This window comes from Shewanella oneidensis MR-1 (assembly GCF_000146165.2).
Lineage (GTDB): Bacteria > Pseudomonadota > Gammaproteobacteria > Enterobacterales > Shewanellaceae > Shewanella > Shewanella oneidensis.
In genome coordinates this window covers 2,399,568-2,419,840 of record NC_004347.2, presented here as the reverse complement: position 1 = coordinate 2,419,840, position 20,273 = coordinate 2,399,568, and the positions used below count along the sequence as shown (strand labels likewise).

The window sequence follows — 20,273 nt, the reverse complement described above, 5'->3', positions numbered from 1 at the left end:
GCTTAACATTAATAGTGTTTTGGCGCCGGAGGTGCTAACACTTCGCGATTGCCGTTATGGCCCTGAGCCGAAACCACGCCCTGCATTTCCATCTGCTCGATGATACGCGCGGCTCGGTTATAACCAATCTTAAACTTACGTTGCACACTGGAGATGGAGCCGCGGCGAGTTTCAGTGACAAATGCGACTGCCTCATCATAAAGCGGATCATACTCTTCATCGGATTCTGCAGTTTCACCCGGTAACAGCACTTGTTCTCCCTCACTGACGCCATTAAGGATCTCATCAATGTATTGCGGCTTGCCACGGGCACACCAATCGGCGACAACACGGTGAACTTCATGGTCATCAATAAAAGCACCATGGACACGGTTTGGCACCGCTGTTCCGGGGGGTAAATACAACATATCCCCCATACCGAGTAAGGTTTCAGCACCTTGCTGATCCAAAATAGTACGAGAGTCGATACGTGAAGACACTTGGAATGCCATCCGCGTTGGAATGTTGGCTTTGATTAAACCTGTGATCACATCCACCGATGGACGCTGGGTCGCAAGGATCAAGTGAATACCAGCCGCACGGGCTTTTTGTGCAATACGCGCGATCAGTTCTTCCACTTTCTTACCAACAATCATCATCATGTCGGCAAATTCGTCAACGACAACAACGATAGAAGGCAACTTGTCTAAAGCTGGCGCCTCAGGTTCCATGCTGTCTGACGACTTCCACATAGGATCATAAATCACTTCGCCATTCACTTTCGCTTCTGCAATTTTTGCGTTATAGCCCTTGATGTTACGCACGCCCATCATAGACATTAATTTATAACGGCGCTCCATTTCACCCACACACCAGCGCAGCGCATTGGCCGCTTCCTTCATATCAGTGACAACTTCACAGAGTAAATGTGGGATGCCCTCATACACAGAAAGCTCAAGCATTTTCGGGTCGATCATAATGAAGCGAACATCTTCAGGGCCAGACTTATACAGCAAGCTGGTGATCATCACGTTAACGCCAACGGATTTGCCTGAGCCCGTAGTACCGGCAACCAATAGATGTGGCATTTTGCCTAAATCAACCACCACAGGTTCACCGGAGATATCTTGGCCAAGCACCATGGTTAGATTCGATTTGCTCTGACTAAAAGCTTCACAGTCGAGCACATCACGCATATACACGGTTTCGCGGAACTTATTGGGCAGTTCAAGACCAACATAGGATTTTCCAGGGATCACCTCAACCACCCGCACTCGCTCAGCGAGAAGGGAACGTGCTAGGTCATTCGCCAGATTAGAGATCTTAGAGGCTTTAATACCTGGTGCCAGTTCGAGTTCAAAACGGGTGATCACTGGGCCTGGATAAACACCTACCACAGTGGCCACGATATTAAAGTCGGCAAGTTTAGCTTCAACCAAACGCGCAACCTGTTCTAATTCTTCAGGACTAATCGGGTTCTTTTTGCGATCAGGCACATCGAGCAAACTAACGCTTGGCAAAGGATCCATAGGCTTAGTCGGCACAGGTTTATCTTCTTGGCCGGGCAATACCACAATGCCATCGACTATCTTAGCCTTAGGTGTCTGCTTTTGACGCTGCGCTTGAGTCACTGCGCCAGCTGACACTTTAGTATCAAAATCAATAACATCGTCATCATTGAAACTTAAGGTATCATCGTCTTCATCAATCATGGTTTCGCGATGAAATACGGGTTCATCCCCATCATCATCTTCGAAAAATTCGGCATTCAAACCAGTATCAACGTCGTCCAATTCAGCATCGTGAGACTTAGCCACCCAAGGCGGAGCTTCAAAATGACCATATTCAGCAACGGCACTGGCTTGATCCAGTTGTGGCTCAACACGTTGTTGGCTTTTGGGTTCATCCTTTGCTTTATTGCTATTAAAGCTCAGAATTTTAACCAGGGAAGATAACTTACCCTTGCCACTGCTGGCTTCTGTAATGAACTCTTCGTGGCTCTCTTCTGGTATGGCGCGAGTATGCAACACACGGCTTGGTGTCTCAGCAGGCTGACGTGCTTTAGCTTTATCAAGCACATGCTGTGAATCACGACGTTCCTTAAATTTATCGACTACTGACATAAAGCCGCGAGTATCTTCAGTTTCATGTTCACGTTTTAATGCCTGTGGCAGTCGCTTCAATTGTTTAAAACTCCAAATCGATACAAAACCGATTTTTTCGACAACCGTCAACCAACTGATCCCCGTCAATAGCGTGAATCCCGAACCTAAAAAGCACAATAGTAATAAGGTGGTACCCAGCTTATTAAAATACGGCAGCATTGCTTGGCCAATGACATCCCCTGCTACCCCGCCTGCGGAAAACTCATAAATATTATTGGCATTCATACTCGCTAAAGCCGAAAAACCAAGGATTAACAGTAAGAAGCCAATAATGCGTAATGCTACTGAAAAGTAGTCAATTTCCAATAGATCATGGGCGCGTTTAAAGAGCAACCAACCAGTTGAAGCGACAATGATCGGCATGATGTAAGCCGTCACGCCAAAAAAGTACAGTAGAATATCGGCTATCCAAGCACCAACTGCCCCTGTCCAGTTCTTGATATCGCCTTGAAAATGAGACTGACTCCACCCCGGATCTGAAGGGCTGAAACTGGTTAAGGCGAGCAAAATATAAGCGGCTAGAACACAGCAAATGATGAGTCCACCTTCGAGCAGACGCTGCAGGCCTGAGAGCGTGCGTACACTATTTCCTTGAGACAAACGACTTAATCCATAAAAATGAAAACAGGTGGGCTAACGATACCAGAATCCCACTAAATGTGGAGCATCTTAGGTGGTTTTTCTCCTAAGATTTACTGGCATAAGACAAAAAAGCATTCTCAGATCATCAAACTTAAACTTTTAGATTGTAACTGGTTATTGCGCAACCAATTATTCTCGTTATTGAAGATAAATTCTCGATAAAAATATGCCCCTAAGCGGGAAACCTAAGGGCTAAGCAAGATTAGTGATATTGTTTGAAAGGGCTGACACTGGAATAAATAAGGGGCCTAGGCCCCTTATTACAAACGTTCAGGGTATTAAATATCAGATAACAGGTGGTTTATCGCAACACGACTCGTATGTTTAACTTCTTCCATCACCACGTATGTACGGGTATCAGAAACGGAAGGTAATTTCAGTAGCGTTTCGCCCAATAAGCGGCGATAAGCCGACATATCAGAAACACGTGTTTTCAATAAGTAGTCAAAGTCACCAGAAACCAGATGACATTCTTGAATATCATCCAACAGTTGCACAGCGCGATTAAACTTATCAAATACTTCGGGGGTATCACGGCTCAGAGTGATTTCCACGAATACCAGTAGGGATGCACCCAAGAAATGAGGATTCACCAAAGCCGTATAGCCATTGATATATCCTTGCTTTTCGAGTCGTTTCACTCTTTCTAAACACGGAGTTGGACTTAATCCAACTCTTTTAGACAGTTCCACATTTGAAATGCGTCCATCAATTTGTAATTCATTAAGAATGTTGCGATCGATGCGATCCAAGTCTTTTACAGGACTCTTTTTATTATATGCCATTTATTTAACCTTGCTTTATCACTAAAACAACATTTTATTCTACGTATGTCAAAAGTTCAGCAGCATAAACTGCGTCGCCGATACTATACTAGATATCCCTGAATTAATCACGTTCAGGTCACGATAAAATAACAATTATGCCCATTAAAAGTGGGTTTTTCAGGTAATTGAGGCTCAAAAATGATTATTGGTGTACCAAAGGAAATTAAAAACCACGAATATCGTGTCGGTATGGTTCCTTCAAGCGTTCGCGAATTGACAATCAAGGGTCATGAAGTGTTTGTTGAAACGAATGCCGGCACGGGAATTGGTTTTACTGATCAGGATTATGTTGATGCTGGCGCTAAAATATTAGCAACTGCTGCTGAAGTTTTCACTAAAGCAGAGATGATTGTGAAGGTAAAAGAGCCTCAGGCAGTGGAACGCGCTTTACTGCGTCATGACCAGATTTTATTCACTTATCTGCATTTAGCGCCAGATTTACCACAAACAGAAGATTTAATTAAAAGTGGTGCAGTGTGCATCGCTTACGAAACAGTGACAGATGACCGCGGTGGACTGCCTCTACTTGCCCCGATGTCAGAAGTGGCTGGCCGTATGTCAATCCAAGCGGGTGCGATGGCGCTGGAAAAATCTTCCGGTGGTCGTGGAATGTTATTAGGTGGTGTACCCGGTGTAGAACCTGCTAAAGTTGTCATCATTGGTGGCGGTATGGTCGGCACTAACGCCGCACAAGTGGCAGTGGGTATGGGCGCTGATGTGGTTGTGCTTGATCGCAGCATTGATGCACTGCGTCGCTTAAACATGCAATTTGGTTCAGCAGTGAAAGCCGTATACTCAACTGCCGATGCGATTGAACGCCATGTATTAGAAGCCGATTTGGTCATCGGAGGTGTGTTAATTCCTGGCGCTGCGGCACCAAAACTAGTCACGCGTAGCATGATTTCACGCATGAAGCCAGGTAGTGCTATTGTTGACGTCGCCATCGACCAAGGCGGCTGCGTAGAAACATCCCATGCAACAACTCACCAAGACCCAACTTATATTGTGGATGACGTCGTACATTACTGTGTGGCGAACATGCCCGGAGCCGTCGCTCGTACTTCAACGTTTGCACTCAATAACGCCACCCTACCTTATATCCTTAAGTTAGCTAACTTAGGTTATAAAGAAGCTTTATTACAAGATAAGCACTTACTGCACGGTTTGAATGTAATGCACGGCAAACTGGTTTGTAAAGAAGTGGCTCAAGCATTAAATCTTGAGTACACCGCACCAACTGGCCTATTAGCCTAATCATATTGAGCCTAGTCATTCCCGAATGATCTACTCTGTTTTATTCGGCCTCACTTTGTGAGGCCGATTTTTATCAAGATCACACATTCCTTTAAGCATGCGGGTTTTAGCCCTTCGCATGAGCAAACCCAAACTAACAATTTGCCTTAGGATTCGATTAGCACAATCTAAAAGAATACCCAAACAGTGCTTTACCCCTTCCGGTAAATTCCCTACAATCCATGCAATTTGCTAAAAGCACGGAGAGAAAAATGAGCCAAGTCAGACATAGTAACCTATTGATTTTAGGTTCAGGTCCCGCAGGATACACGGCCGCAGTTTATGCTGCGCGCGCAAACTTAAAGCCTGTAATGATCACAGGTATGCAGCAAGGCGGTCAGCTAACAACTACGACTGAAGTTGAAAACTGGCCAGGAGATGCAGAAGATCTAACGGGTCCAGCCCTAATGGAACGTATGCAAAAGCACGCAGAAAAGTTTGATACTGAAATCCTTTTCGACCATATCAATGAAGTGACGCTGACTGAGCGCCCTTTTCGCTTAAAAGGCGATAACGGTGAGTACACCTGTGATGCACTGATCATTGCCACTGGCGCCTCTGCCCGTTATCTAGGGCTTGAGTCTGAAGAAGCATTCAAAGGACGCGGCGTATCGGCCTGTGCGACCTGTGATGGTTTCTTCTATCGCAATCAAAAAGTGGCAGTGATTGGTGGCGGTAACACAGCCGTTGAAGAAGCGCTTTATTTGAGTAACATCGCCGCCGAAGTGCACTTAATTCACCGCCGAGATACGTTCCGTTCAGAAAAAATCCTAATTGATCGCTTAATGGATAAAGTCGCTAATGGCAACATTATCCTGCATCTCAATCAGACTATGGATGAAGTGGTTGGAGATGCTATGGGTGTAACAGGCCTGAAAATGAAGAGCACCAAAGATGGTGCAATTACTGATCTAGCCGTTGCCGGTGTGTTCGTCGCCATTGGTCACAGCCCAAATACTGGGATTTTCGAAGGCCAATTAGAGATGAATAACGGCTATTTGAAGGTACAAAGCGGCCTTCAAGGTAACGCCACTCAAACCAGCATCGAAGGTGTGTTTGCCGCTGGTGACGTGATGGACCAACATTACCGTCAAGCGATTACCTCTGCGGGTACTGGTTGTATGGCTGCATTAGATGCCGAGCGTTACCTAGACGCAAAGAAATAATCTGAGCTAAGTCTTATCTAGATCATGAGTTGACTCAAATAAAAAGAGCAGGCACGGGTTAACCACCTAAGCCTGCTATTTTTTATCTGCATTTTGTGGCTTCAGCTGAAATAAATTCCTAACAATCAGCTACAAAAAAAGGGACCAAATGGTCCCTTCTTAAGTGCGACAAACTAATTTCTTAGTTTAACGCTTCTTTTGCTTTTTCAACTAAAGTTGCGAATACAACTTTGTCAAATACAGCGATGTCAGCCAAAATCTTACGATCGATTTCGATAGACGCCTTTTTCAGACCGTTGATGAAACGGCTATAAGACAGACCATTTTGACGAGCTGCAGCATTAATACGTGCAATCCACAGTTGGCGGAATTGACGTTTTTTCTGACGACGGTCACGGTAAGCATATTGACCAGCTTTAGTTACTGCTTGAACAGCAACACGGTAAGTACGGCTACGAGCGCCATAATAACCTTTAGCTAATTTTAAAACTTTCTTGTGACGAGCACGAGCGGTTACACCACGCTTAACTCTTGGCATTTTCTAATCTCCTAAATTAAGCGTATGGTAATTGACGCGCGATTGCTGGAACGTCAACTTTGGCAACTAAACACTTGTTACGTAAGTGACGCTTACGCTTAGTGCTCTTTTTGGTCAGAATGTGACGTAAATGGGCTTGCTTGCGCTTGAAACCATTAGCGGTTTTCTTAAAACGCTTCGCTACACCTCTGTCGGTTTTCATTTTAGGCATTACTAAAACTCCGCATTGGGATGTTAAATAAAAAGCAAGGCGAGCGAAGGCATATAGCCTTCGCTACTTTTATAGGTTGCCCTACTTATTTCTTTTTAGGCGCTAGCACCATGATGGCTTGTCGACCTTCCATTTTCGGGAAAGATTCAACAACCGCATACTCATCCAAATCAGTCTTGATACGGTTCAACAGATCCATACCAAGATTTTGGTGGGCCATTTCGCGACCTCGGAAACGCAGCGTAATTTTCGCTTTGTCCCCGTCTTCCAGAAAACGTATCAGGTTGCGTAGTTTTACCTGATAGTCGTTTTCGTCAGTTCCAGGACGGAATTTAATTTCCTTAACCTGAACCTGCTTTTGCTTCTTCTTTTGTTCCTTGGCTGACTTAGCCTTATCAAACAGGAACTTACCGTAGTCCATAATGCGACATACTGGAGGTTCAGCATTTGGACTAATTTCAACTAGGTCTACACCCGCTTCATCTGCCAAATTCTGAGCATCTCTGATGCTCACCACACCAATAGCTTCACCATCAATGCCAGTTAAGCGTACTTCAGGTACACCTGTGATTTCTTCATTGATTCTATTAGGGGCCAGCTGACGCCCTGCTGTCTTCTTGATCTTTATGACCTATTCCTCCAACAATTTGAGACTACGGAGCGAAATCTGTTGATGGATTTTAGCGGCGAAATCTTCTATTCGCATCTTACCTAAATCTACTCCATCACGAGTACGCACCGCGACTTCCTTATTTTCCATCTCTTGGTCACCAACGACCAATAAATAAGGAACACGCCTTAAGGTGTGTTCGCGTATTTTAAAGCCTATTTTCTCATTCCTCAAGTCAAATGAGGCACGAATACCTTGTTCTTTGAAGAATTTGACCACTTCTTCAACATAATCAGCCTGTTTGTCGGTGATATTCATCACGACAACTTGCATTGGCGCTAACCATGTTGGGAACCGACCAGCATATTCTTCAATTAGAATACCTAAGAAACGCTCCAACGAACCTAAAATTGCACGATGGATCATCACAGGTGTTTGACGGCTGTTATCTTCCGCCACATAAGTTGCACCTAAACGGCTTGGTAAGGCGTAATCAAGCTGTACAGTTCCGCACTGCCATGCACGGTCTAAGCAATCATGGAGTGTAAACTCAATCTTAGGACCGTAGAAGGCGCCTTCACCCGGTAAAATGGTGAATTCGATATTGTTCGCACGTAAAGCTTGCTTGAGTGCTTCTTCGGCTCTGTCCCACATTGCATCGTCACCGATACGTTTTTCCGGACGAGTCGACAGTTTTACCACAATGTTTTCAAAGCCAAAGGTGGAGTAAGTGTCGTATACCATTTGGATACAAGAGCTGACTTCGGCTTGAACTTGATCTTCAGTACAGAAAATATGGGCGTCGTCTTGCGTAAAACCACGTACGCGCATTAAACCGTGTAGTGAACCTGAAGGTTCATTACGGTGACAGCAACCAAACTCAGCCATACGCAATGGCAGATCACGGTAAGATTTCAACCCTTGGTTGAAGATCTGCACATGGCCTGGACAGTTCATTGGTTTAATTGCATATTCGCGGTTTTCACTGCTGGTGGTGAACATGGCTTCTGAGTATTTATCCCAGTGACCTGAACGTTCCCACAGTACACGGTCCATCATTAACGGACCTTTTACTTCTTGGTAAGTGTATTGATTGAGTTTGCGGCGGATAAATCTTTCTAATTCAAGGAAGATACTCCAGCCATCATTATGCCAGAACACCATGCCCGGTGCTTCTTCTTGCATATGGTAAAGATCAAGCTGTTTACCAATCTTACGGTGGTCACGTTTAGCGGCTTCTTCGAGGCGAGCTAAATAGGTGCTCAGGGCTTTTTTATCCGCCCAAGCTGTACCGTAGATGCGTTGTAGCATTTTGTTTTCGGAGTTACCGCGCCAATAGGCACCAGCAATACTCATCAGCTTAAAATGCTGGCAGAAACGCATGTTAGGCACGTGCGGACCACGACACATGTCAGTGTATTCTTCGTGGTGATACAGCGCAGGGGTCGCATCTTTGCTGATGTTTTCATCCAGAATCGCAATTTTATACTCTTCACCACGTGCGGCGAAGGTATCACGGGCTTCTTGCCAGCTCACAACGCGTTTAACAACGTCATAATTGGTTTTTGCCAGTTCAAGCATGCGTTTTTCAAGGGCTTCGATATCATCTTGAGTCAGTTTGTGCTCAAGATCGATATCGTAATAGAAGCCGTTATCGATCACAGGACCGATCGCCATCTTGGTTTGTGGCCATAATTGCTTGATTGCATGGCCTAATAAATGCGCGCAAGAATGGCGAAGGATTTCAATACCTTCTTCGTCTTTAGCGGTAATAATAGAAAGTTCGGCATCGGTTTCGATAAGATCGCAAGCGTCTTTTAATTCGCCATTCACGCGACCCGCAATACAAGCTTTGGCAAGACCTGGGCCAATATCAGCGGCAACATCGAGAGTCGATACGGGATGTGCAAACTCGCGTTTGCTACCATCAGGAAGAGTAATTACAGGCATGAAATATCCTTGTCCAGTGGTGACCCACACGTAGGGCCACATGGTGATTAAGTAAAAAGAGTAATGCTCGCGAGGTTAAGACAGTACAGGAGTCTTAGCCGCCTTGCGTAGCAGGACAGCCATTCTACGGGATAGCCTTAAAGGCACGCAAGCTAAAAGGGTTAATTGCGCGATATCCTTCCCAATTCAATTCATCAGATTGCAGTCAATATGTCATGTGGAAGTCATCTAACACCCCTAGTCTAGCCGAGTTGATTAAGGCGGTATTGAGATGAGACTGAATAGATATCGCTCGGACAAATTGTGGCACTTAACTCATCAAAAGGAGTTGGTATGTTTACAAGCATCCTATTAGCAGTGACGATTAACCAAATGACCATGATCCCGCCCAAGTCATATCTTGATGACTCTGTAGAAATCCAATTTGATTCAAAGGGATTGCAGGCGGATCTCCATGCAGAACTGGAGCAGCAAATGAAGCAGTTATCCCTGGCAATTACACAAAATATCGAGGACGGTATATTACCAGCAGGGCCAGCGGTTACTGTCACCGTAAAGGATTAAGCTGACTCGCTTGATTACAACTTCACTCAGGGCAACGCTCTGACGCATCCAAAGTGCTTATAACAATGATGTTAAAAAGTGCAGGACTAATCGTATCTAGAAAATCTAGCCAATTCAGTTTTGATACCGACTTTATCTAAGTTAGCTCAATATAAGCTTGTATACTGAGGTTGATTATGTGGTGAATCTTGAGCTCTGCTAGCTAAGTAATGAGAGTCATCCCAAGTATTGGATTAGTGAGGAGTTGTGCCATGAGGATCATGAATAAAGTGATTGCTTGTCCCCACTGCGGGCACCATCAACATATTAGTATTGATGCCAGTAGTGGCGACCAAGAATATTATGATGATTGCCGGATTTGCTGTAATCCTATTCACTTACGTTTACATGTAGATGATGCCCGTCGAACCATTGAGATCTATATTGACTCGGACGACGAGCAAATTTACTAGGCTTTTTATTAAGATAGTCCGTTAAAACGTTTAGCCAATACACGCTCGACAGTGTCGACAATCGCTTGGGTTTGGCTGTCAATTTCGATGTTGAACTCATCTCCGACCTGACATTGGCCTAAATTGGTCAACTTAAGGGTTTCAGGAATTAAGTGCAGCATAAAGCTGCAATCTGTTACCTCACCAACCGTTAGACTACAGCCATTTACCCCGACAAAGCCTTTATAAAGGATATAGTTCATCCACTTAGGTTCGACGCTCAAGGTTAGATCGTAATGCTGTGCGGTATGACTAATATGGGATACTTTTGCCTTAGTATGGATATGACCTGATAAGATATGACCACCAATCTCACTGCCAAAAGTGAGCGAGCGTTCAATGTTAACATGCTGCCCCACGGATAAACCCGCCAGATTAGTCAATCTTAAGGTCTCTTCCACTACGTCGAAAAATACCCTATCATCGACAACCTGAGTCACAGTAAGACATACCCCGTTATTTGCCACACTTGCTCCAATCGCAAGTCCCTCATGCAAATCAGGTTTAAACGCTACCTCAAGGGTATTTAGGCCATCTTTCTTATGTATTGCAACCACCTCGCAGGTGGCTTGAACTATACCAGTAAACATTTTTTGCTCGCTTATTCGTTAAAGGCTGTATTTATGAAACATTCAGGCTTTCAAGCCAAACGCTTAATTCAACTCGCACTCCCTGTGTTGATTGCCCAAGTGACCCAAACCATGATGGGGTTTATTGATACTGTCATGGCGGGTCGAGTCAGTGCTGTCGATATGGCTGCCGTGGCAGTGGGAACCAGTCTTTGGTTACCGGCTATTTTGTTTGTACAAGGCCTGCTTATGGCCTTCACCCCTTTATTTGCTCACCACAATGGGGCTAATAATCAAAAAGCCATTCAACCATTAGCATTTCAAGGGGCCTATCTGGCTTTAATCGGTGGCCTTGGCGTGATGGTGTTTCTCGCATCCGCGCCACTCGTACTTAGCCATATGAATTTAGAACCGCAATTGTACAACTTAACCATAGGGTATATCGACGGTATTTTATGGGGCGCACCCGCATTTGTGCTTTACCAAGTACTCCGTGGTTGCAGTGAAGGGATTTCTTATACCTTGCCTACCATGGTCATCGGTTTTGTGGGTCTAGCGGTGAATATTCCTGCAAACTATATCTTTATTTATGGCCACTTCGGGATACCCGCTATGGGAGGCGCGGGTTGCGGTATCGCGACGGCATTGGTGTTTTGGGCCATGTTAATTGCCATGGCGATTTATATGCAATTTCATAAGAAATTTGCCGCATTAGCGCCCTTTAGCCAATTCCATCGTCCCGATTTTGCCACCATGAAAAAAATGACCAAGCTCGGCCTACCGATTGCAATGGCACTCTTTTTTGAGGTAAGCCTGTTTGCGATCATTGCCCTCTTATTGGCGCCCTTAGGTGCCACAGTGGTAGCAAGCCATCAAATAGCCTTAAACTTCTCTGCTATCGTGTTTATGTTGCCACTCTCCATTGGTATCGCAGTTTCGATTAGGATTGGTTATTACCTCGGCCGCGATCGTGCTGATATTTCTGCAGTGGTCGCCAAAGTCGGCTTATTGTTAGCCCTGTCATTAGCACTATCGACAGCGATATTAACAGTGTTATTCCGCTTCCAAATCGCCGAGCTTTATAACAGTGATCCCGAAGTGGTTGTCCTTGCGGGCAGTTTGATGCTGATGGCGGCGCTGTATCAATTATCTGACTCAGTACAAGTGGTCGCCGCGGGCGCGCTGCGTGGCTACAAAGATACCCGCAGTGCGTTTTATATCACGCTATTTTCCTACTGGGGAATCGGCATGAGTTTAGGTTATACCTTGGCCTATACAGACTTTATTGTACCGGCAATGGGCGCCCATGGTTTTTGGACAGGATTGATTGCAGGCCTCACCTCCGCGGCGCTGCTATTTTTTATCCGCCTACGTTATATCCAAAAACATCGCGTACATTTAAGTCTGATTGAAGGCGACAGCGTGCACCATTAACGCAGGCAGTTATGACTTAAACCAACGGCGAGCATTAAGCTCGCCGTTTTGTTTTACCTCTTCCCATTTTGCACTCATTGAAACCTAACTTGCCGTTTTATCAGTAACTTTGCTGAAACACTGGGCAAGTTGCACATCAATTCACCATTTGGCAATAAATTTCGTTTTTTTGCTTGCCAGCCTTTCGCTATCCCCCTAATATAAGCGCTCGTTCCGAAGCGCAATGCTTTAGATACCGTAAATACAATGCACCCGTAGCTCAGTTGGTTAGAGCACTACCTTGACATGGTAGGGGTCGGTGGTTCGAGTCCACTCGGGTGTACCACTCTCTTCAAAGAGTCTAAATTTGAAATTCAAACAGTGCACCCGTAGCTCAGTTGGTTAGAGCACTACCTTGACATGGTAGGGGTCGGTGGTTCGAGTCCACTCGGGTGTACCATTTCTTACTTTAACTCCCTATAAAATAACAGTTTAATATAACTTCCTCTTAAGACTCTAAATTTACATTTGTGCCTAAGATAAAATTTTCGAGCCTAAACTAGGCATTCAAACCTGCCCCCCTCTACTCTGCCTCATTACGCCTCGATTGCTTAACCCACATTTACCGCTGCTCCCCCAAAATTCGCCGTTTTTCCAAATTTGTACCCATTTCGTGCCAGACCTGTTGGTACAAGATGCTTTTGACGATTTTTACGCTGACGACTAGCTGGATTGGCACATTTAGTTGATGGTGAGTCAAAGCAGGCTTGGAAGTTATATTATTGAGCGGACAGTCATTGGAATAACCCAAACAATCAACCAAGTGGTTAAGATAATGGTTACTTCTGCATTTTACGCGCAGAATGTTGATTTAACGGACGACTTTCAAGATGGGCAACGAGAAACACCAGAAATCGGAAGAGAGACTTAATCTTTAGATCATAATTCTTGTCGGGTTGGGCCAAAGCCAGCTTTTGTAGAGGGCGTTCAAAATTCTGTGTCAGGCTAATTTTTAAATTTCTAGCACGCTATCTAAACGTCCTTCAAAATAAATCGCTAACTGAGATAAACAAAGGCTCCAATTGTGGATTGGCATGGTCCATTTATCTGAGGCGTTTAATATGCCTGCGTAAAGTAGCTTCAACAAGCTATTTTCATTAGGAAATGCACCTTTGGTTTTGGTGAGCTTTCTAAATTGGCGATGTACAGCCTCAACCGCATTGGTCGTGTAAATCACTTTCCTGATATGTTCTGGGTACTTAAAATAATGGGACAAATTATGCCATTTGCGACGCCAAGAGTTGATTACCAACGGATAAGCATCACCCCATTTGGCCTCCAGTTCGTCCAATGCCATCTCTGCGGCTTCTTTACTCACGGCTCGATACACAGGCTTTAAATCAGCCATAAACGCTTTCTGATTTTTTGAGGCGACATACTTCATTGAGTTGCGGATCTGGTGGATAACGCATAGCTGTGTTTCCGTATGAGGGAAGATACTGGCTATGGCCTCAGGGAAACCGGTCAAGCCGTCAACACAGGCGATAAGAATATCTTTTACACCACGATTATTAAGATCGGTCAGTACGGATAGCCAGTAATTAGCGCCTTCATTTTCGGACAAGTGAAGCCCCAAAATTTCCTTTTTTCCTTTCATATTAAGCGCTAACAATGTGTAAACGGCTTTACTGACGTAACGCCCATCCTCTTTGACTTTATAATGTATCGCATCAAGCCAAACGATAGGATAATGGCTATCTAATGGGCGCTGTTGCCACGCTTTAAGTTCGGGGATGAGTTTGTCAGTGATAGCACTGACTGTTGCGTTAGACACATTGAGCCCATACATATCTTCAACATGTTGATTAATATCGCGATAGCTCATACCTATACTGAACATCGATAACACTTTACGTTCGATTTCATCGGTTAGTGTAGTTTGATTTTTCTTAATCAACTGAGGCTCAAAGGTGCCATTGCGGTCTCTAGGCGCGTCTAACTCAAAGTTACCGGACGGATGCTTAATTGTCTTAGGGGTTTTGCCATTTTTACGATTAGCCTGAGGATCATGCGCTAAATGCTGCTCAAGCTCAGCCTGGAGAGCCGCTTCAGTGAGTTGCTTGATCAGTGGGCCAAGAATGCTGTCTTTACCTGTGAGGCTTTTACCTGACTGCAGATCTTTAAGGGCTTGTTCGAAGTTAAAAGGTTGGGTCATGTGTCATTCCTGTTTTTGAATATTTTACTGAAATGACACAGAATTATGAACACTACCCTTTTGTAGGGATTTAATTTTTGAGTAGGCATTTTCGATAAGTTCCGCATTATCTTTGCCAACATACTTAGTAAACTCCGTAAATTCCCCAATAAATGTCAACGTCACCTTGCTTCGATTAAGGCTTGTGAGCGTTAGCCCTTCTTTTATTTTGGCCTCAAACAAAGATGACTCAAGCCCTTGAATGATGGCTAGAGGCGGTAAATCACTGCTTAATGCATCGGCAAGAAAGCCTAAATTTGCTTTTAATTCAAAGGCGATGGCTTGCTTGTTTGCTGTGGACTGTTGCCAGCGACTGCGTTCTTTATCGAAAATATCGTATAGCTCTTTCCAAATACTCATTCCCTTGTTCACCTTTTATGTGATGCGTAAAACCAATGCCGCTTTATGTACCAATTAGACGTGATTTCAACAATTTACCATAGGGTTAGAACGGCATAAATATATCATCTGCAAATGGATAAAAAATGGCCCGAATAAATCGGGCCATCGATAACATTAGGCAGTAAAGTCTATCCCATATTACGCCAGCGCCGAGCTATTCACGATTTAAGCGTTAGCCTGTTTCGCTTTATTTTTCTCTGCAGATTGTTTGCGCAGCGCTTCTTTCTTTTGACGACGGGCCTCAATCACATGATTAACATCGCTACCAATATGAGCTTCATTGCGAGATTTGGCTAAATTCACTTGGCGCTCACGTTCAACAAAACGTTTCCGCTGCTCCTCAGAAATCTTATCGATACAATGTGGGCAACTCACCCCTTGCACATAATCTGGGGTTAATTTTTCAGCTTCAGTGATTGGCATACGACAAGCATTACACTGATCGTATTGACCTTTCTTTAAATCATGATCAACTGCCACACGATTGTCGAAGACAAAGCATTCGCCTTCCCACAGGCTTTCTGCTTTATTAACTTCTTCGAGGTATTTAAGGATACCACCTTCGAGATGATAAACTTCTTCAAAACCTTGTTCTTTTAAATAAGCTGTTGATTTTTCACAGCGGATCCCACCGGTACAGAACATAGCGACTTTTTTATGCTTTGCGGGGTCTAAATTCTGCTTAACATACTCGGGAAACTCTCTGAAGGTTTCTGTCACTGGATTGATGGCATTTTTAAAGGTGCCAATTTGCACTTCGTAATCGTTACGCGTGTCGACCAACACCACTTCGGGATCGCTAATCAGCGCGTTCCAATCCTTAGGTTTGACATAGGTGCCAACCACTTTAAGTGGATCAATACCTTCAACCCCCATGGTCACGATTTCTTTTTTAAGCTTTACCTTAGTGCGGTAGAAAGGCATTTCATCATCAAAAGATAACTTGTAAGTAATATTCTCTAGACCATTTTGCTGATTAAGCCATATGAGCAATGCATCAATTGCGGCTTGATTTCCCGCCACAGTGCCATTAATCCCTTCACTTGCCAGCAACAATGTACCTTTAATTTCAGCCTGTTCCATCATGGATAGAAGTGGCTCACGCAGCGACTCAAAATGCGGTAATGAAACAAACTTATATAAAGCACATACAACGACGTTAGACATAGCACCCTCAACTGCTGGCTGGAACTTAATTTCCAGTGCATAAACCTAGTGATAACCCAAGCCAAGGCTGGGTCGCAAAAACGGCCGAAATTCTACCTGAGTCACACTCGAATAAACACAGACAAAAACCAAGGTCATTGCTTATTTACAAGGCAACCAGAAGATAAACCTTAAGGAAGGCGGTATTTCTGTCTTAAAAATCACTATTATTGCTCATTTATACTGGTCGCGTTAATGGCAATCCTGCTGTTAACGCCAAGGAACAGACAACATGCCCTTACCCATACTCTACAGTTTTCGCCGTTGCCCCTATGCCATACGGGCGAGACTCGGCTTAATACTTGGACAATGCGATGTGGAAATACGGGAAATTACCTTGAAGGCAAAACCTGCAGAGATGCTAGCCATTTCAGCCAAAGGAACTGTGCCTGTATTGCAACTCCCCAACGGCCAAGTGATTTCTGAAAGCATAGAGATTATGAGCTGGGCGATTTCTCTTGGAAATTCAACCTCAGCGACTATGCTGCTTGGGCAGACATCAGCAGAGCAAAGACTCATCAGCGAACTGATTATACAAAATGATACTGAGTTCAAACCTTGGCTAGATAAGTATAAATATGCCGATCGCTACCCTGAGCACTCTCAAGCAGACTATTTTGCTAACGCCAGTCTATTCTTAGCACGGCTCGAAACCTGTCTACGCCTTCATCCCTATCTCATTAGTCATCAACTCACTATCGCGGACTATGCCATTCATCCGCCAATTTCATGCGGTAGACGCCAAACGTGATTTGAACACTGACTATCCAAGGCTCTCGGCTTGGTTAACTGAGCTAACAAGCAGTGAAGTATTTCAACACGCTATGGAAAAATATGTGATCTGGAATGCTGGAAATTGTCTAATTAGCTTGTTAGGGACGTCTATAAGTAAATAAGAATTAACGTTTATTTTTCATATACCCAATAGCAATCGGTAAAATGTTCACGTAAAGTAGATGCCACTTCGGTAAAGTAACTTAATTGTTTTTAACATTTAATGTTAAGTCTTCACGATGAATAACAGGGATAATGTACTTGGATAATACGGATATTATAATCATTGCGATGCTAATTGGTTTAATCCTGCTGCATTGCTTATTCGCGGCTAGGGTAATTAAGAGTCAAGTTAGCCTCAGCACCAACCAAAAATGCCTTTGGTGCCTTCTCAGTTTACTTTTAGGGCCCATTGGCTATTACGCCTACCATGGGTTGATCCCCTTAGATAAACTTCAAAATGACTGATTTATAAAGATTTAGAGGCATATAGCCTCGAGCTTAAATGCACTATTTTTGAGCGGTAAAGCAAAAAGCGCGTACTTTGCCGCGCTTGTTGCTGAAATGATATCCTATAAATGGCTATATAATAACACATCATCCTCAGGCGCTTTTTTGATCACGGGCGCCTGTCCTTCTGCCAGTGCTTGTTTGTAGCTTTGGTTCATTTTCAGTGCAAGATATAAATCGGGTCGAATTAAGATACCGCCCTCGCCTGACTGCATCCCCGCCTGTTCAAACCAGCCGAGCATCTGCCTTTTCCGGCCCGCTAACACTAAACGTATTCCACGCTTTTTTAATAATTGATGCAGATCAGCAAGCATCGCCATCACACTTAAATCCAAGTGGGTAAAGCAAGGTACTGCATCGATAATGATACAGTCCACAGGATCTGGCTCACGGATAAACTTCTCCAATAACCGCCGTTTAAAGTAAGTGGCATTGAAGTAGGTTAAGGGCGAATTAAAACGATAGATAAATACCCCAGGCACAGATTTAGCCTTACCAGAATCATCCACACTACGAATAACACCTTTGTGATCGAGCCCTAACACTTGATCCGTTGGACGCATCACGGTCGCTAAAAACTGGAATAACCCGAGCAATACTGCCAAGGTGATCCCGGGGATAACACCAATAAACAATACTGAGAACAATGTTGTACAAGCAAGTAAGAAGGCCGAACGGTCCCTAACTCGCAAATTCCATAGCGCCTTTAAATCAATCAGCGAAATAGAGGCAATAACTAACACTACGCCGAGGGCTGAGCTGGGAATATATTTCAGCGGCGCAGTAAAAAACAGCGCAACAAGCGCAATTAAAACTGCAGCAATAATCGATACAAGCTGACTTTTACCGCCGTTAGCATCGTTAACCGCTGTGCGTGAGTCAGCACCGCTAACCGCAAAACCTTGAGATAAAGCAGAAGCGATATTTGCAATACCTAATGCTCTAAATTCTTTATCTGCATCAATATCATAGCCATTCTTAGCTGCAAAGCTTCGTGCGGTGAGCATCATACTCACAAAGCTCACCATCGCAAGGTTAAGTGCGGGTACCACTAATTCACGGGCAATCCCTATATCGAAAACTGGCGCTTGAAACGAAGGTAACCCAGCACTCACCTCACCCACCACATTGATGTTAAAGCTGGTTAAGTTAAAGGCCCACACTAAAAATGCTGCCACCGCCATGGCGCACATTGATGCAGGCCACTGCGGGCGATAACGTTTTACCAAAGCATAGGTCAGCAAAGTCACTAACCCCATCAGTAAAGTCGGCCAATGGGTTTTGGTTAAATATGAAGGTGCGCCGGAAAGTCGCTCGATTAAATAGCGCTCATCGAAAGTGAAACCGAAAATTTTCGAAAATTGACCAACAATAATGGTAATGGCCACACCATTGAGTAACCCCATCAAAATCGGTTTAGAGAGAAAGTCCGCCAAGACACCAAGACGGAAACGACTGGCGATCAAACACCAAAAGCCCGTCATCGCTGTCATGGTCATCACCAGTTGCCAGTGTTTCATACTGTCGCCAGCGGCAAGTGGAGTTACCACGGCCGCGATAACAGCACAGGTGGCAGCATCTGGCCCAACGATTAATTGTCTTGAGGTGCCAAACAATGCATACACTAACATGGGTAACACACAAGAATATAAGCCTACGGCGGCATTCACCCCAGTAAGTTGGGCATAGGCAATAGCCACAGGCAAGGCAACCGCTGCAACGGATAACCCCGCCCGCACATCATCCCTAAGCCATTGCTTCTCATATTGCAGCATCAGCGCTAAGCCGGGCATAAACGATACTAAACTGGGAAACTTCACGCGGTAACCTCCATATACTCCCAAGTTAATTAATAACTTGTTATGGTTAAATAACTCACCTTATCCAAATGTTATACCCACAAAATCCAGCATCTACGGGTTGTTTGGCTATTAAGGCTGTTATCTAAAAAAGCCATCAATATTATGTTGGTTATGGCATAAAGCCAATCATTAAGCGAGCCAGTATCCCAGAATATTTAAGGTTTTAGTGCAATTAGCGTTGTTTACCGCAGGATCATTGGCAGTGAGACCAACAGTAAACTGCCCATAAACCAGTTAAAGTGGCGGCGACGTTTATCGGTATTCAACGTTTTGCTGATTGCAGCGCCAACAAACACCCAAGTAAATGAGGCGGGAAAGCCCACCAAATTAAACACTAGCACACCCAATAAAGCACTTAGCCAAAACCCTTCGCCACCCAAAGTAAAAGCGCTACAAAGGGTAATCGTCGACATCCATGACTTTGGATTAATCCACTGGAACAATGCTGCCTCCATTAAGCTCATCGGCTTACGCCCCTCATCTAAATGAGCCGCGTTCACCGGAGACGTGACCAAACGATAGGCAAGATGTAGCAAATACAACAATGCGGCATATTTAAGAATATGATGCAAATAAGGAAATACCTCGAATAAAGCGCCAAGGCCAAGTAAGACAGAAAGATGCAGTGAAGTTGAGCCCAAACGGATGCCCGCGATATGAGGAAGAGTTCGCATTACGCCAAAATGGGCGCCGGAACTGGCAAGTAAAATATTATTTGGACCGGGTGTCATGGTCATCGTTGCACAAAAGAATGCAGCAGAGACCATTAACGTCCATAGCTTCGGATCATTGATAAGTTGGATATCCATAAGGGCTATCCATTTAGCGCCACCAGTGTCAATATGTA

Annotated in this window: 16 protein-coding genes, 2 tRNA genes and 2 pseudogenes; 8 read left to right on the top strand and 12 right to left on the bottom strand. The window is 44.3% G+C overall.

What is annotated here, in order from left to right; genetic code table 11:
• Positions 1–8: 8 nt before the first annotated feature.
• Positions 9–2,744: a DNA translocase FtsK gene (locus SO_RS10580; RefSeq protein ID WP_011072306.1), complete on the bottom strand. Its 2,736-nt coding sequence runs from the start codon at positions 2,742–2,744 to the stop codon at positions 9–11.
• A gap of 320 nt (positions 2,745–3,064) precedes the next feature.
• Positions 3,065–3,571 (bottom strand): leucine-responsive transcriptional regulator Lrp, encoded by a 507-nt coding sequence (lrp, locus tag SO_RS10575; RefSeq protein ID WP_007647640.1) that lies wholly within the window; start codon positions 3,569–3,571, stop codon positions 3,065–3,067.
• 180 nt (positions 3,572–3,751) lie between these two features.
• On the opposite strand from lrp, the gene ald reads away from it, so the two are divergent.
• Positions 3,752–4,867 (top strand): alanine dehydrogenase, encoded by a 1,116-nt coding sequence (ald, locus tag SO_RS10570; RefSeq protein ID WP_011072305.1) that lies wholly within the window; start codon positions 3,752–3,754, stop codon positions 4,865–4,867.
• A 251-nt stretch (positions 4,868–5,118) separates the two neighbouring features.
• On the top strand, positions 5,119–6,072 hold the full coding sequence (gene trxB, locus SO_RS10565) for a thioredoxin-disulfide reductase (RefSeq protein ID WP_011072304.1): 954 nt from the start codon (positions 5,119–5,121) through the stop codon (positions 6,070–6,072).
• A 181-nt stretch (positions 6,073–6,253) separates the two neighbouring features.
• Here the strand turns inward: trxB and rplT are convergent, their stop codons facing one another.
• The 4 genes from rplT to thrS form a co-directional block, all read right to left on the bottom strand.
• Complete coding sequence (gene rplT, locus SO_RS10560; RefSeq protein WP_006081652.1) at positions 6,254–6,610, bottom strand: 50S ribosomal protein L20; 357 nt, start codon at positions 6,608–6,610, stop codon at positions 6,254–6,256.
• Between the two features lie 16 nt (positions 6,611–6,626).
• Positions 6,627–6,821, bottom strand: coding sequence for a 50S ribosomal protein L35 (gene rpmI / locus SO_RS10555; protein ID WP_011072303.1), 195 nt, complete (start codon positions 6,819–6,821; stop codon positions 6,627–6,629).
• An 85-nt stretch (positions 6,822–6,906) separates the two neighbouring features.
• A complete protein-coding gene (gene infC / locus SO_RS10550; protein WP_011072302.1) occupies positions 6,907–7,449 on the bottom strand; it encodes a translation initiation factor IF-3 in 543 nt (180 codons plus the stop codon).
• A 3-nt stretch (positions 7,450–7,452) separates the two neighbouring features.
• Positions 7,453–9,381, bottom strand: coding sequence for a threonine--tRNA ligase (gene thrS / locus SO_RS10545; RefSeq protein ID WP_011072301.1), 1,929 nt, complete (start codon positions 9,379–9,381; stop codon positions 7,453–7,455).
• Positions 9,382–9,714: 333 nt separating this feature from the next.
• On the opposite strand from thrS, the gene SO_RS10540 reads away from it, so the two are divergent.
• Together SO_RS10540 and SO_RS10535 are read left to right on the top strand one after the other, a co-directional pair.
• Complete coding sequence (locus SO_RS10540) at positions 9,715–9,945, top strand: hypothetical protein (RefSeq protein ID WP_011072300.1); 231 nt, start codon at positions 9,715–9,717, stop codon at positions 9,943–9,945.
• A gap of 251 nt (positions 9,946–10,196) precedes the next feature.
• The gene (locus SO_RS10535) at positions 10,197–10,397 is read left to right on the top strand and encodes a CPXCG motif-containing cysteine-rich protein (protein ID WP_011072299.1); all 201 of its coding nucleotides are present in this window, start codon (positions 10,197–10,199) and stop codon (positions 10,395–10,397) included.
• A gap of 8 nt (positions 10,398–10,405) precedes the next feature.
• Here SO_RS10535 and SO_RS10530 read toward each other — a convergent pair whose 3' ends face one another.
• The gene (locus tag SO_RS10530) at positions 10,406–11,026 is read right to left on the bottom strand and encodes a riboflavin synthase (protein ID WP_011072298.1); all 621 of its coding nucleotides are present in this window, start codon (positions 11,024–11,026) and stop codon (positions 10,406–10,408) included.
• Positions 11,027–11,059: 33 nt separating this feature from the next.
• On the opposite strand from SO_RS10530, the gene SO_RS10525 reads away from it, so the two are divergent.
• The 3 genes from SO_RS10525 to SO_RS10515 all read left to right on the top strand — a co-directional run bounded on the left by SO_RS10525 (position 11,060) and on the right by SO_RS10515 (position 12,878).
• Positions 11,060–12,439 (top strand): MATE family efflux transporter, encoded by a 1,380-nt coding sequence (locus SO_RS10525; protein WP_011072297.1) that lies wholly within the window; start codon positions 11,060–11,062, stop codon positions 12,437–12,439.
• Between the two features lie 248 nt (positions 12,440–12,687).
• Positions 12,688–12,764: transfer RNA gene (locus tag SO_RS10520), tRNA-Val, on the top strand.
• Positions 12,765–12,801: 37 nt separating this feature from the next.
• A tRNA-Val gene (locus SO_RS10515) sits at positions 12,802–12,878 on the top strand.
• A gap of 552 nt (positions 12,879–13,430) precedes the next feature.
• On the opposite strand, the gene SO_RS10510 is transcribed toward SO_RS10515, so the two are convergent.
• The 3 genes and pseudogenes from SO_RS10510 to trhO all read right to left on the bottom strand — a co-directional run bounded on the left by SO_RS10510 (position 13,431) and on the right by trhO (position 16,241).
• On the bottom strand, positions 13,431–14,633 hold the full coding sequence (locus SO_RS10510) for an IS256-like element ISSod4 family transposase (RefSeq protein ID WP_011072296.1): 1,203 nt from the start codon (positions 14,631–14,633) through the stop codon (positions 13,431–13,433).
• Positions 14,634–14,690: 57 nt separating this feature from the next.
• A pseudogene (locus SO_RS10505) lies at positions 14,691–15,032 on the bottom strand (hypothetical protein); the annotation flags it as partial.
• Between the two features lie 207 nt (positions 15,033–15,239).
• Entirely contained in the window at positions 15,240–16,241 is a 1,002-nt protein-coding gene (trhO, locus tag SO_RS10500; protein WP_011072295.1) for an oxygen-dependent tRNA uridine(34) hydroxylase TrhO, read from the bottom strand.
• Positions 16,242–16,512: 271 nt separating this feature from the next.
• Between trhO and SO_RS10495 the strand changes: the two are divergent.
• Positions 16,513–17,176, top strand: a pseudogene (locus tag SO_RS10495) (glutathione S-transferase).
• Positions 17,177–17,626: 450 nt separating this feature from the next.
• Here SO_RS10495 and SO_RS10490 read toward each other — a convergent pair.
• Together SO_RS10490 and SO_RS10485 are read right to left on the bottom strand one after the other, a co-directional pair.
• Entirely contained in the window at positions 17,627–19,384 is a 1,758-nt protein-coding gene (locus SO_RS10490; RefSeq protein ID WP_011072293.1) for a SulP family inorganic anion transporter, read from the bottom strand.
• Positions 19,385–19,608: 224 nt separating this feature from the next.
• Positions 19,609–20,235: a LysE family translocator gene (locus SO_RS10485; protein ID WP_164925704.1), complete on the bottom strand. Its 627-nt coding sequence runs from the start codon at positions 20,233–20,235 to the stop codon at positions 19,609–19,611.
• Positions 20,236–20,273 lie beyond the last annotated feature (38 nt).